Origin of the sequence: Enterococcus sp. 7E2_DIV0204, from assembly GCF_002140855.1 — a bacterium.
In the GTDB taxonomy this organism is placed as follows: domain Bacteria; phylum Bacillota; class Bacilli; order Lactobacillales; family Enterococcaceae; genus Enterococcus_L; species Enterococcus_L lemimoniae.
On record NZ_NGKY01000001.1, the window covers coordinates 1,491,611 to 1,505,413 of the forward strand.

General features: G+C 34.6%; 9 protein-coding genes. 7 read left to right on the top strand and 2 right to left on the bottom strand.

Features of this window, described 5'->3' with window-relative positions; genetic code table 11:
• Nucleotides 1-1,392: a glycoside hydrolase family 1 protein gene (locus A5819_RS06965; RefSeq protein ID WP_086277878.1), complete on the bottom strand. Its 1,392-nt coding sequence runs from the start codon at nt 1,390-1,392 to the stop codon at nt 1-3.
• Nucleotides 1,393-2,034: 642 nt separating this feature from the next.
• On the opposite strand from A5819_RS06965, the gene A5819_RS06970 reads away from it, so the two are divergent.
• Together A5819_RS06970 and A5819_RS06975 are read left to right on the top strand one after the other, a co-directional pair.
• Entirely contained in the window at nt 2,035-3,498 is a 1,464-nt protein-coding gene (locus A5819_RS06970; RefSeq protein WP_086277881.1) for a MucBP domain-containing protein, read from the top strand.
• A gap of 1,120 nt (nt 3,499-4,618) precedes the next feature.
• Nucleotides 4,619-5,977 carry a MucBP domain-containing protein gene (locus A5819_RS06975; protein ID WP_086277883.1) on the top strand — a complete coding sequence of 453 codons (1,359 nt, stop codon included), beginning with the start codon at nt 4,619-4,621 and terminating at the stop codon, nt 5,975-5,977.
• A gap of 1,237 nt (nt 5,978-7,214) precedes the next feature.
• Here the strand turns inward: A5819_RS06975 and A5819_RS06980 are convergent.
• Nucleotides 7,215-7,988, bottom strand: coding sequence for a DeoR family transcriptional regulator (locus A5819_RS06980; protein WP_086277884.1), 774 nt, complete (start codon nt 7,986-7,988; stop codon nt 7,215-7,217).
• Between the two features lie 183 nt (nt 7,989-8,171).
• On the opposite strand from A5819_RS06980, the gene A5819_RS06985 reads away from it, so the two are divergent.
• The 5 genes from A5819_RS06985 (at nt 8,172) to sdaAA (ending at nt 13,763) form a co-directional block, all read left to right on the top strand.
• Nucleotides 8,172-10,526, top strand: a complete 2,355-nt coding sequence (locus tag A5819_RS06985; RefSeq protein WP_086277886.1) for a helix-turn-helix domain-containing protein — start codon at nt 8,172-8,174, stop codon at nt 10,524-10,526.
• A gap of 27 nt (nt 10,527-10,553) precedes the next feature.
• Entirely contained in the window at nt 10,554-10,817 is a 264-nt protein-coding gene (locus tag A5819_RS06990; RefSeq protein ID WP_086277888.1) for a hypothetical protein, read from the top strand.
• 189 nt (nt 10,818-11,006) lie between these two features.
• Entirely contained in the window at nt 11,007-12,209 is a 1,203-nt protein-coding gene (locus A5819_RS06995) for an MFS transporter (RefSeq protein ID WP_086277890.1), read from the top strand.
• Nucleotides 12,209-12,868 (top strand): L-serine ammonia-lyase, iron-sulfur-dependent subunit beta, encoded by a 660-nt coding sequence (gene sdaAB, locus A5819_RS07000; protein ID WP_086277891.1) that lies wholly within the window; start codon nt 12,209-12,211, stop codon nt 12,866-12,868. The genes A5819_RS06995 and sdaAB overlap by 1 nt, the downstream gene beginning before the upstream one ends.
• Nucleotides 12,869-12,887: 19 nt before the next feature.
• Complete coding sequence (sdaAA, locus tag A5819_RS07005) at nt 12,888-13,763, top strand: L-serine ammonia-lyase, iron-sulfur-dependent, subunit alpha (RefSeq protein ID WP_086277893.1); 876 nt, start codon at nt 12,888-12,890, stop codon at nt 13,761-13,763.
• Nucleotides 13,764-13,803 lie beyond the last annotated feature (40 nt).

Below are 13,803 nucleotides of genomic sequence, written 5' to 3' on the forward strand. Positions count from 1 at the left end.
TTATGAGGGCAGTTGATTGGTTTTGATCAAGGATTTGTACCAATAAAAACTATCTTTTTTATAACGAGTGAGTTCTTTTTCATCTTGCTCTGTACGATATACATAAATAAATCCATAACGCTTGCTGATACCTTCATGAACACTGATTAAGTCGATTGCCGACCATGGGCTATACCCAATCAAGTCAACACCTGCCTCAATAGCTTGTAAACATTGGGCAATATGTTGCTCTAGATAGTTGACACGGTAAGAATCGTGAATTTTACCATCTGCTGTTAATTCATCTTTGGCTCCTAAACCATTTTCGGTAATGATGATTGGTAAATGATAGCGGTCATAAAGAGTTTGCAAAGTAGTTTTTAACCCATCAGGATCGATCGTCCAATTGAATTCATTTTTCTGCAAATAGGGATTGGTAAAGCCTTTATAGAAGCCCCATTCCATAATGTCTTCACTTTGCTGATCACTGATACCATTGGCCATATCATCTTTTTCGGTTGGTTTTTCTACAGTGACAGTGGTGTAGAAATTCATTGCCACAAAATCTGGAAAGTGATGTTCCATCAAATCTTGATCTTCAGCAGCGAATTCAATTGTGATATCGTTACGGTTTAAATAGTCTTTAAACACAGCGTTGTAACGACCAAAGCAAGAGAAATCAAGATAAGCCCAGTTCCGAACGCTATTAAAATAAAGTGATGCTTGGTTATCCATCGGTTTACTCGTTGCTGGATAGACTAGGGAAATGTTTGGTACGGGACCAATTTGTCCGCCTTCGATCAATTCATGGCATCGTTTGAATGCATATTTTTCAGCAATCATTAAATGATGGAATTGTTGGTATTTTTCTTGTAGCGGAATTTCTTTCCCTAGAATCTTTTTATCGACTAGCAACATGATGTTTGGCTCGTTGATCGTTAGCCAGTGTTTCACTCGGTCACCATAAGCTTCAAACAGTGTTTCAGCATAAACTTTGAAGGCCTCTACGGTACTGCGATTACTCCAACCACCTTCGTCTTCTAAGGCTTGGGGTAAATCAAAATGATTTAACGTGATATATGGCTGAATGTTATATTTTAATAATTCATCGATCACATCGCTATAATGTTGTACTCCTAGTTGATTAACTTCGCCCCGTCCTTTTGGGAAAATTCTAGTCCAAGCAATGGAAAAGCGGAAGATCTTGATTCCCATCTCAGCTAATAAACGAATGTCCTCTTTATAGTGGTGATAATGATCCACAGCAATAGTAAAATCTGCAATTTCATGGTTATCTCTTTGGCGAGTATCTTGTACGCTTAAGCCTTTACCGTCAGCCTGATATGCTCCTTCTGTTTGGTGGGCAGAAATAGATGCGCCCCATAGGAAATTTTCTGGAAATGTAAGTGTCATGTAGGTTTCTCCAATCAATATTTTTTGTAAAGCGTTTTCTTGATTTTAGAATAAGCGATTGTTTCACTAAATTCAATGCAATCTAAAGAACTGTTCATGAAAGAATTTATATGAACAGTTCGAGTAATACGGTTAAGATGAGTTCAGGACTTAATACTTTGATCCATATCCCAGTCAGTCAAAACCCAAACGTCAATTTCCTTTTTAAATGGTGGTGTACTCGCCTCGATAATTTGCGGTTTATAATTTAAGCCGATTTATTCAAATCATTTAAAATGTAAAAAAGAATTGGAATCTTTACTTTCTAGTTCTTTCTTTATTTTATAAATAGTTACTCAATATGCTCCAGTCATATTTTGAATGAGCGTTATTGGTGTCCGTTTTATTGTATCATATCTTTAATATGAACGATTAACTGAACATAGATTTCGTTATGATTATTTGAACACTATATAGCTAAAAATGGTGGGAGAAAGTGCAGAAAAGGAAGTGTAAAAAAATAGATAGTTACTGTAAACTTCACCATGCCCAATTTAAATATATTACATTTAAATAGATTTTGTTGTAAAATAAAATAATTTATTTTGAATTTCTCCATACTTGTGTTTAAATGAAATAATAATATCTTTAAGGGGGATTTATATGCATAAGAAAAAGACTCTATGTTTGTTAGCAGGCTTTGTTTTTTTTCTCTCTTTTTTAAGTAGCTCAATAGTACTGGCAGCTGAAGACGATTCAACCAGTAGTATTGTGTATAATTATGCTTCAATTGATACGCTGACGGATGAACAAAGAAATAACATCATACAAGGGAACCCCAGTGAAACCAATCTACATGATAGTGAAAACTATTTATTTGTTTATCAAAAAGAAGATTTAAAAACTGAACAGAATAAAAACAGTAATGTTTCTGGAAATAAAATGCTACTGAAAACAGGAGATACTGGCTCTAATAAAGGATTAGTTACTTTGGGTTCTGCTTTTATTTTGGGAAGCATTGTCTTTTTTAGTTGGAAAAAGAAACAAAGAAAGCATTTTTTATTAATCTTTATTTTCTTAGGCGGAAGTGGATTCACAAGTTCGTTTGCTTATGCAATAGAACAAGAGTATTTGAGAGAACCTGTATCTGTAATTGCGCCTAAAGGAACGAAAGAGACAAAAAAACCAGAAGTTATATCAGGCTACACTTATATAGGGTATATTCATACGTTTGATAACAATAATGTTCCCATTCCTGAAAAAAAAGGAACAGTAATCGTTAATTATCAAAATGAGAACGGAGATACACTAATCCCTAGTGAAACCTTAGAGGGAACTCTTGGGAAAACATTTGAAACAACACTCAAAGATATTGAAGGTTATAGTTACAAAAGAGTAGAGGGTAATCCAAAGGGGGTCTTTAGTGAAACAACTCAAGTTGTAACATATGTGTATACAAAAGTGCCTGTTGCGGAAGGAAACATTCTTATTAATTATGTGGATCAAGAAGGAAATGAGATACATGAATCACAAATAATTAGTGGGAATATAGGCGACCTCTACGACGCATCCACAGACAATTATCAGTTGAAAATTGAAGGATATACATTAGATACAACAAAATTACCAAGCAATATTAAAGGGGTAATCAAACAGCAAAAGCAAGAAGTAAGATTTGTTTACAATAAAGAAGTACAGGACGCTACAATTACCATTAAGTTTATTGATAGTGATGGGAATCCGTTTACTCTGTATAATTTAATGACGTATAAAAATGGTTCTCTTATCCCTAGATACCCTAATCTGGATAAATATCATATGCAGTTAGACTATAATAAACAACTATACAACCAAGGAGAACAAGTACCTAACATTGTTTTACAAAGTAAAATAGATGAAACATATTCTTTACCAGAGAAAATGACATTCAAGATATTAGATGCAGAAGGAAATGAAGTGTCACAAGTTGGTTCTGTAAATGAAGATACAAGTTACAGTGGAATAAGGTATTGGCAAAATTATAACCAAATACCAGATAATCGAGAAGGAATTGTTGATTCTGAAAATATAGTAATAACCTATAGAATATTAGCTTATGTATTCTCGACTCCACCTGATGAGGAATAATCCCTTAAAAATCCTCATTGTAAAATTGAAATATATGTTGTTTGTCGGAATAAGCATTGCGTAATTTAAAAAAAACAGACAAATGTAAGACTATTTATCGAATAAAGAAAGAACTGGAAAATTAGAATGCCAGTTCTTTTTTACATTTTTAGATAATAGAATCAGTTTTAGCTATATAGTGTTCAAAAAGTCATAACGAAATCTATGTTCAGTTAAACGTTCGTATTAAAGATATAATACTGTAAAGCGGAAGCCAATAACGCCCATTCAAAATATGACTGGAGCAAATCGAGTAACTATACCAGAATACTTAATCTTGATGAGATAGCAGAACTGAGTAAAAACTGATTTAAATTCTAAAGAACGTATAATACTTGAAAGCTCTAAGAAAATACTATTAGTTTCTTTAAATCCTAATCTAAGTCAAAAAGAGTGAGATGATCAGTCTTTAGGTGATTGGGTAACTAGTAAAGATAAGAAAGATAATATACAATATATTATTAAAGTAAATTCTTATAACAAGAAATTAGTTATAATGAAGGTGGCTAACCCGTCTCTAATGGTAAATAATCGAATTAGATTTGATAAAATGAAAGTAATTTATTTATTCCCAAAAGCGAAGTTGCAGAGCCAACGTATCTGTTAAAGGAAGCTCAAGATTGGAATAATCAAAATCCTATAAAATATCTATAGCCAGTTAATAAAAATATTTAGACCTGTAAACAATTTCTGTAAAGCTATATTCCTGAAGCGATAAAATTTTAATAGAGGAACCACAATAAGGTATAGGTAATGGATCATTTTGTGAAACTTGCTGTTGTAAGGTTTTTAGTGTTCAACAGAGTTACTCAAAATAAAGAGTCATGATAAATAATTTCTTTGTCCTATTTTGTTCATTCAGGTATCTATGCTAAAAGTATTTGTTACTTATAAGTTTTTTTCGTTACAAAAATACTGAAAATATAGATTCTTTATACAAAAATGTCGATATCCTTTCAGAACCAGAATTTGAGAGAGCTTTCATTGTTCAAATCAAACTGCTTGTCATTATGGATGTTTCTTGCTATTATTAGTGAAATTATACGCAAGCGAAACTATATGCATTATTTGGAGGGAAATTATGAGAAGAAAAATATTGTTATTTATGTTATCAGTTATCTTAATATTTGGTTTGGGGTTTACTAATGTTTCTGCTGATTCATCTGATATTGTTAACATTCCAGATGTTAATCTTAGAGATACTGTGAAGAAAAGTTTAGGATTAACTTCAGATTCTGATTTAACCAAAGAAAACTTGTTAAAATTAACTGAAATTAGTTCAAACAATAATAATATATCTTCGGTGGAGGGGCTTCAATATGCTTTAAATCTGAGGAGTATAAATCTTGCTCATAATTCTATTGTTGATTTAGATCCTTTAAAGCCTATTTTTATGAATTGGCAGGAATATGATACTTCATCTTATTTTGTTGTTAATTTAGCTAATAATGAAATTTCAAGTTTAGAAGTTTTTCAAGATATTTCTTCTCTACCTACTTATTCTGTTTTTCATTTTGAATCTAATCAGATTCGCGATTTTTCTCCTATGTCACATTTTCCAGATAATACTTTTTATGCTTCTTATCCTAATGATCAAACAATAATTCTTCCTACAATTCATTTGATGTCTAGTTCATATTCTTTTAATATTCCATATTTAAATACTGGCTTTCCAGAATCTAATCAACAAATTGAAATTTCTTATGGTGGAACAGTAAATAATGGTACTGCTCAATGGAACAATTTAACAAAAGATGGTGAATTGAGCGTTAGTCATTCTAATTATAGAGATGGTCCGTTCGGATATAAAGTGACATATATACAACCTTATGTTATGGAAAAAGCTAAGGTTGTAGCCAAATATGTAGATAATAAAGGGAATGTCATTTCTGGCGATGTTGTATTAACTGATAATGTTGGTGAAAAATATACAACCGAACAAAAGAAAATTGTAGGTTATACATTCAAAGAAGTACAAGGTAATGCTAGTGGTATATTTACTGATCAAGAACAAACAGTAACATATGTATACACGAAGAATTCAGTAGCTGGAGGAACCGTTACAACCAGATATGTCGACGAAAGTGGGAATCCTATCTCTGAAAATACAGTCTTTACTGGAAATATTGGGGAAAGTTATACAACAGAACAAAAAATAATTGCGGATTACACCTTTAAAGAAGTGCAAGGCAATCCGACAGGTACATTTACTGAAGAAGAACAAACCATCAATTATGTTTATAAGGAAAATAAGAAAGAAACAAACAATACCACAGGCCCTTCGGATAATGATCAATTACCAAAGAAAAATGAAACAAGTAACCAAAAAATGTTACCGAAAACGGGTGAGAAAGAGAACCGTCTCCTAATTATAGTAGGCATATTATTATCAAGTTCATTGCTTCTAGTTTTTTTCTATGGGAAAGAAACAATCAGGTAAGTGGATTTAGGTATAGAATAAATCAACGTCAGCAAAATAGATAGAGAAGACAATAATCAATACCTATTTTTTAGATAGGCACAATGATAGTAGAGAGCAATCAAATGATGATTGCTCTCTTTTTATATGGGTAGGTAACTATTAAAAAATTACTCAAGAACATTAAAAGTGGATCTCTGTTTAGTTGTCTTTCTATCAAAAAGCTATTAGAAAAAATTATATTCTCATTTGTATAAAATATGAGTGGATTTAAATTTCCAATTAAAAAGATATAAAACCTTAGAAGTATCGATTGAATATAATCAGGCAACAATAATCAGGATATTAGAGTATCAAAAGTTACAACCATAATTTGAACAAAAATTGAGCTGACGTAAAAAAGTGTGTCAGTTTTTTTAAAATGAGCCTATATCAAAAACGGTTGTTTCTAGATGAGGTGTAAAGTGACTATTTGTGTGCCAAATCAGTGAGTAGTTAAAAGTGATCTTACTTGGATGTAGCGAGACCACTTTTTCTAATATATGTGTATGTTACTGATGAGTATTTGACAAAAATACGTTGAATCGGCAGTAGTTAATTGGAAAATTCTTGAAAATAGTCATTTTTGATTGATTACTATGATATTAAGTCCAATTTTTAGATTTTGAGTAAAAAGATACTGATCTTTTGATATAGTATAACGTAAGTAAAAAATTTGTGGGGTGCCACTATGTGAATTGTTATTGGAACTTGTATATCAGCTATTGTATTACTATTGGGTATTTAGCCTTCATCTCATTGGAAAAAATTATTAATCCTTTTATTAGAAGCATGTTAAAAGTAGTTGTTATAATAGTTTTCTTTGTATTTAACTCAGGGGAATAGTTTATAAATTTCAAGCACGATATACGAAAAGGCTAGTTACTGCTACCGCTAAAATCATACTCCCAAAAATTTTTTTCATTTTTTTCCTCTTTTTTTAAATTATTTTTAGTAATCAGATTAAAAATCACTAAAAATAATAATGACTAAGTAATTGACCTTGCTTAACGTGCTTGTTTCATGTACTAAACAGTTACTTATATAATTTACAACAATGTCTTTCGAGTTATTTGGCACAAGATAAGAATGCATTTCAATAAATAGCTATTCTTATCAATATGATATGAGTCTGTGCTATTTATCAATTGATATATAAGAAGAAAAATGCAGATGGTATAGCAGCTACTGCATAATATCAATTTTGGCTATAATTTTTTTAACCAGTTAACACTTCAATCGGGATTCCTTGAGCTTGATATTGACTTAAAATAGCCGATGAAATTGTTGCGTCTGTATAAAGTTTATCGAATAAAAATGTTCGATCGATCATAAACTGGCTGACTGTTTCTAGATTGGCGGCTGAGGTGTAAACAATTTTTGGACCTTTCGTATGTTGAAGCATGGTGCGATAAATAAAAGATTCACTCAAATGTTTTGTTGTCACTTCATGAGAGTTGAACCCAGAGGCCTCAATAATACATAGATCAGCTTGGACTTTATGAAAGGAATGGGTCGCAAAATCACCTACAAGTGCGTGAGACTCACGTTCCAACTCTCCACCACAAATGGAAATGAGGGCTTTTTTCTGCGGATGCTCAATAGTAAGGGCAGCAGCATCATTTGTTAAAATACTAATATCAAGAAAGGCTAATGCTTGGATGATCTCTGTAGAAAAAAGTCCTGCTCCAACAAAAATCTGAGCTTGTATCGGTAAAGAAACGGTGAGCGCATCTACGAAAGCAGTGACTGGAAAGGGGACTTGTTCTTGTGAAATCCTCTGTACGGACAGGGGCGTTTGAATTAATTTTACGCCGCCGTAAAAGCGTTCGATCATTTTTTTCTTTTCTAAAAAGAGCAGATCACGTCGAATGGTTACAGCCGAAACGTTAAAAAGTGTGGCCAATTCCTTCACTGTTAACTGTTGTTCTTGTAGCAACTGTTCAATTATATTCTCTCTGCGTCTAAAGACATCGCCTTGACTTGTTTTCATTTTTTCCTCCAATCATATTAACCGATTATTTTTAAATTATCCATAGTATGACAATTTTCCATCCGAAAGACAACTTGTTTGAACATTGATTTGATGATATATTTTGTTAAACAAACACAGTAGGAATTAGTCTAGCTGGATAGGCTAGCCCGTTCTGCTTTTACAGTAAGGAAGGTCACATTTATGGGAGAATCGAAACAATTTCCCTTTCACTTAGCATTGATGAAAGTCAGCTACGCACCACCCCAAATAAGCGATTATTTAACGTTGTTCTTAATGCTTAATGGCAGTATGGTGGTCACAGTAGGGGAAAAAGAATATCAGTTGAATCAAGATGATCTATTTGTCATCAATCCGCGCCAGCAGTTTCAAGTTAAAAGCACGGATAAGAATTTGTTGTTATCGTTGCGGATTGCTAAAAAACCAATTACACCGCAATTTAAAGAAAACTGGTTGCCGTTTATTGAGTGTTCGACAATAGGTTCAGAAGCAGAGAGTTCTGAAAAATTTCAACAATTACGTGCAGCACTGGCACATTTAATGGCGGCATATTTTAAACAAAATGAAGAAACTGAGCTGGAGATCTATCAGCATTTCTTTACAGTCTTGTCACTATTAGTTAAAAATTTTAAAAAAGAGCGATTTCAAACTCCACAAATTACAGAAGACTTAGCAGATGATCGGATGAATCAATTATTGGAGCAGATTCAAAAGAATTATGACCAGCCGATTTCTCTAGAGTCATTAGCAGAAACGAGTGGGATCTCTTACTATCATTTATCCCGTTCGTTTAAAAAACAAGTTGGGGTCAATTTTACTGAATATCTAAATCAAATTCGGTTGATGCATGCTGCTGAAGCATTAGTTTTAACAGCACAATCGGTAATCAAAGTAGCGTTGAATAGTGGTTTTTCTAATGCTAAGACATTTCATCAAGTCTTTAAAAAGCAATACGGATTGACACCTGCAAATTATCGAAAAAAATATGCTCTTGCAAATGATCAAAACGAGCGAGGGGGAGAAGCGGCAGATTATCAAGAAATAACTGGAGCTGCGGCTTTACAAGAATTAGCAAGATATTTGGTAGAGCAGGATATTGAAGATGAAAATGCTGCGATTGAGCAACGTTTGCAGTTGGCTTTACCTAAAGAGGTGCAGCCAAATTATCACAGCAATAAAAAAATTATCAAGATCGGCCCTGCAGGTGAAGGTTTAGCCAATGGTGTGCAACGGGAATTGTGTATTTTGCAAAAAGATTTAGCGTTTGATTTAGTTCAATTTGAAGGTTTTTGCGAAGAAACCAATTTTGAAAATGATGTTTTATTAGTATCAGAGTATATTTTAAATAATCAATGGGTTGATTTTTTAGTGAAAATTCAGTTAAAACCAATGATTCAATTGTATTTACCTGAAAACTATACTGAAAAAGCAGATGTACAGTTATGGTGTGATAAGCAATTGAAAATTATTCGTCATTTTCTAAATCGCTATGGTAAAGATGAAGTAGAACAATGGTATATTCAATGGTCCTTGCCGAAAGTCAATAGTGTTTGGAGCGAGGGAAGTCGCTGGGGATATCATTATTTTTACCGTAAGTTGAAGCAGTTGGTACAAGGTTGTAAAATGGGCTTGATGTCCTTACGATCGCTAGATGAAAAAGAGTATCAACAGTATCAAGCCTTTATTCAGGAGCAAGAATCACAACGCTGTTTGCCGGATTTCATTAGTTTTCATGCAGACCCCTATGCATCAACTTCAATCAAAGATCAACATGCGTTACGTTTTAAGGAGTATCAGCAAGCAATCTTGAATAGAGTGAAATCAGTTATTACTGCAAGTCAACCTGGACAAGAAACGGTTCATTCAGAGTGGGAGCCAGAATTATTTTTAACTGACTGGAATACGTTGGTTGGGGAAGGCAATACTTTTTCGGGTACTTTTTTTCGTTCAGCATTGATTTTAGAATCAATTATTGAATTGTCTAAAGAAGTGACAGGAATTGCTTTTTGGCTAAATATCAAAGTCAAAGAACGGCAAACTTACACAAGAGAAGATAGCAGTCTGTCTGTTTTTCTATATGAAGAGCTACGGCGTCCATTATTTTTTTCACTACGATTTTTGAATCATTTAAAAGGTGAGCTGGTTGCTAGTGGTGACGGTTATCTGTTGACCCGTAATCAAGGACAGTATCAATTATTGCTGTACAACTCTAGTTACCTAGATCCATTGTATTCAGTGGATACTTTTCAAGTTCAGTATCAGACCAAAAAAGTAAAGATTCACCTGAGAGATCTGCCAGTAGGAAACTATTTGATTCGAGAATATGTGCTAGATAAAGATCATGGTGGAATCTACAATGATTGGATCAGAGTTGGTGGACAAGCGGAGTTGGATCATGAGTTGCAGAAATATCTCGAACAGAAAATCGTGCCAAAATTTGAGTTAAAAAAAGAATTGATTGATTCATTTGGGTATGAGTTAGAAACGACATTGACGTTGAATGCTTGTCAGTTGTATTTGTTTCAACCGTTGTATTAAATAGGCCAAACAAGGGAGGAGAGCATTTTGAAGATAGTAGACCAAATATCAGATTTTTTGGATGATCGACGAAGAAAAAAGCATCAGAAAATTCGGCAAAAAAATGAACGATTGCGTGCGAATGGTCAAGTAACGACCAAAAAAGGCTGGGGGAAAATGGTAAATACTGGAACTGGCGGTATTAATCAAGATCCGAGCACAAGAGTTTATGATGTTGCTCAACAACAAAAGAACCTCTCTGAAGAGCATGAAATCAAAGAGCGGCGTTCTGGAGAGGTTAAAAGAAAGTAAGTCACTTGAAGATGAGCAGAAGAAAGAGCAAAAAAGACCTAGTCTTTTTTGCTCTTTCTTCTCTCTTTTTTCTAAAATTAAAAATATTGATACTGTATCAAGCAAGTAAAGTAATTTCTGTTTGTGAATTGTTTCGTATAATGAATTTATGGAAAACGTTTTCTTATATTTGAACATTGGAGGAATAAAATGGAAACACAAGTTGAAAAAACAGTAACGAACAAAAGTAGTGCTGGGTTGATCTTTGCACTAATGGCTGGGTACTCGATGATTTACATGGATAAGAGTATGATTTCTACAGCTGTTTTACCAATGGCTAAAGAGTTTAATTTGGATGCCGGACAAACGGGTATGATCATGTCATTCTTCTTCCTAGGCTATTCACTAATGCAAATACCTGGTGGTTGGTTAGCAGATAAAATTGGTGCCAAAAAAGTATTAATGTTGTCACTTGCAATTATTTCAATTTTTTCATTCGCATTTGGGGCCGTTAGTAGTTTGATGTTATTCATGGTCATTCGCTTTTTTGCGGGTCTTGGGCACGGTGGTTATCCACCTAGTTGTTCAAAATCGATTGCGGATAATTTTCCACAAGAACGCAGAACGTTTATTCAATCATTGATTCTTTCAACATCTGGGATTGGTGGAATTTTAGCCTTTACCTTAGGAACGAACTTGATCAATGCCAATTGGCGTTATGGGTATTTAGCATTGGGGACAATGTTTGCAGTAGCGTTGGTACTTGTCGCAATTTTTGTACCGAATAAAACTGTTAGTACCAATGCTGGAAAAGGCAATAAGCCGGCAATCAAATTTAGTCAAGTTATCACAAATCGCAATGTCTTAGTATTGTTTGTTGCGATGTTGTTGTTGAACTTCCTACTGTATGGAAATATGTCTTGGTTGCCAAGTTTCTTAGCACAAAAATTTACACTAGATATTAAAACGATTGGTTACTTACTTGCAGTGAATGCCATCTTCCAAACAGCAGCAACGATGTTTGCAGGGGCGTTATTATCTAAGCTATTTTTAGGAAAAGAACGCATGTTTATTCTTAGTGCTACAGTCTTAGCAGCGATTCTAGTGGCAGCGTTTGTCGCTTCAAATAATTTAGTATTATCAATGATCTGTCTAATTGCAGTAAGTATGGTTTCAGTTAGTGCCTTTACAGCGATCTTCACATGGCCACACAAAATCATGGATCCATCGATCATTGGTTCTTCTATCGGTATCATCAACACTGGTGGAACCTTAGGCGGATTCTTAGCACCGATGATTTTAGGACAACTGATTAAAGCTGCAGGTGGTTCATTTACGTTAGCATTCGGCTTTATGGCAGTAGCCAGTCTACTATGCGGACTTTGTGTATTAGGAGTGAAAAAAGAAGCGTAATGTCAGACAAAAAATTTAAATACAAAAGTGCCTTTGATATTATCGGTCCAATCATGGTCGGTCCCTCCAGCTCTCACACAGCTGGAGCGGTCAGGATCGGAAATATGGCAAGAGAGCTATACAAACACACGCCTAAAAAATTGATCGTAACATTTTTTGGCTCATTTGCTGAAACGTATAAAGGACATGGTACGGCTGTTGCGATCGTTGCAGGTGTTTTAGGCTTTGAAACCCATGATGAGCGTATCCCAGATGCAATCGGAATTGCGGAAAAACAAGGGGTTGTGATTGAATTTTTAGTTAGCACCAAGGAAACAGAGCATGCGAATACGGTCAATTTAGAGCTGAGTGATGAACAAGAACAATTAAATTTGACGGCTATTTCAATTGGTGGGGGCAGTATCCAATTAACTGAAATCAATCATTATTCCACTTTACTGAATCAAGATCAAGGGAATGGCTTAGTCTTTACCATCAATCAAAAGTCAGCCCTTCCATGTGTGGAGGATGCATTGGAAAGTCCTGCTTTTGTAGAAGTTCAGCAATTAAATAAAGAAACAGTTTTCTTTGTTGAAACACTTAGTGATATCAGTCAAAAGCTAGTAGCAAAAATTAGAGAAATACCGGGAATAACAGCAGTAATGCCTACGACCGGCTAAAATAGAGGACGTGAATTTTTTGTTTGAATCAATTAAAGAGCTCGTACAAAGAGCACAAGACAATCAGTGCACCATATCTGAGATCATGATCGCTCAGGAAATAGAAACATCTGGCCGAACTAGAACTGAGATCATGAATCAGATGAGGTTGAACTTAGAAACAATGGAAGCCGCTAGTGCTAAGGGGATTCAAGGGGTTCGTTCACATTCCGGTTTAACAGGTTACGATGCAAAAAAACTACAAGCATATATAGAGAAGAAAAATGTGTTGACCGATGATATTTTTGTTAAAGCGTTATGTTATGCGGTGGCGACTAATGAAGTGAATGCAGCAATGGGGATGATTTGTGCCACGCCCACAGCAGGTTCAGCAGGAGTTGTTCCTGGTGTTTTACTAGCCTTTAGTGAGAAATTTGGCTCGACACGTGAAGAGATGCTGCACTTTTTATTTACAGCGGCAGCTTTTGGTTTTGTGACAGCGAATAATGCGATGATTTCAGGAGCAGAGGGTGGTTGTCAAGCTGAGATCGGTTCGGCCTCAGGAATGGCAGCTGCGGCTTTAGTCGAAATGGCTGGCGGCACTCCTGAACAAGCCAGTCAAGCTTTTGCAATTGCGTTGAACAATCTGATTGGTTTGGCTTGTGATCCTGTTGCAGGTTTAGTCGAAATCCCCTGTATCAAACGAAATGCTGGTGGCACTTCTAATGCAATCAGTGCAGCAGAAATGGCATTAGCAGGGATCGTAAGTGAGATACCTGCAGATGAAGTAGTTGAAACAATGTATCGTGTTGGTCGCAGTATGCCAGCAGATATTCGAGAAACTGGTATTGGCGGACTAGCAGGAACTAAAACAGGGAAACGTATCGCGAAAGAATTATTTGGAATCGATCGCTAATTAAAATAATAAAAATCAAGGAAAATAAAGAAAGGAAGAA

Excerpts from the sequence above, each read along its gene's own strand:
- A5819_RS06965 (WP_086277878.1), bottom strand. The coding sequence starts at position 1,392 with ATGACACTTACATTTCCAGAAAATTTCCTATGGGGCGCATCTATTTCT.
- A5819_RS06970 (WP_086277881.1), top strand. The coding sequence starts at position 2,035 with ATGCATAAGAAAAAGACTCTATGTTTGTTAGCAGGCTTTGTTTTTTTT.
- A5819_RS06975 (WP_086277883.1), top strand. The coding sequence starts at position 4,619 with ATGAGAAGAAAAATATTGTTATTTATGTTATCAGTTATCTTAATATTT.
- A5819_RS06980 (WP_086277884.1), bottom strand. The coding sequence starts at position 7,988 with ATGAAAACAAGTCAAGGCGATGTCTTTAGACGCAGAGAGAATATAATT.
- A5819_RS06985 (WP_086277886.1), top strand. The coding sequence starts at position 8,172 with ATGGGAGAATCGAAACAATTTCCCTTTCACTTAGCATTGATGAAAGTC.
- A5819_RS06995 (WP_086277890.1), top strand. The coding sequence starts at position 11,007 with ATGGAAACACAAGTTGAAAAAACAGTAACGAACAAAAGTAGTGCTGGG.
- sdaAB (WP_086277891.1), top strand. The coding sequence starts at position 12,209 with ATGTCAGACAAAAAATTTAAATACAAAAGTGCCTTTGATATTATCGGT.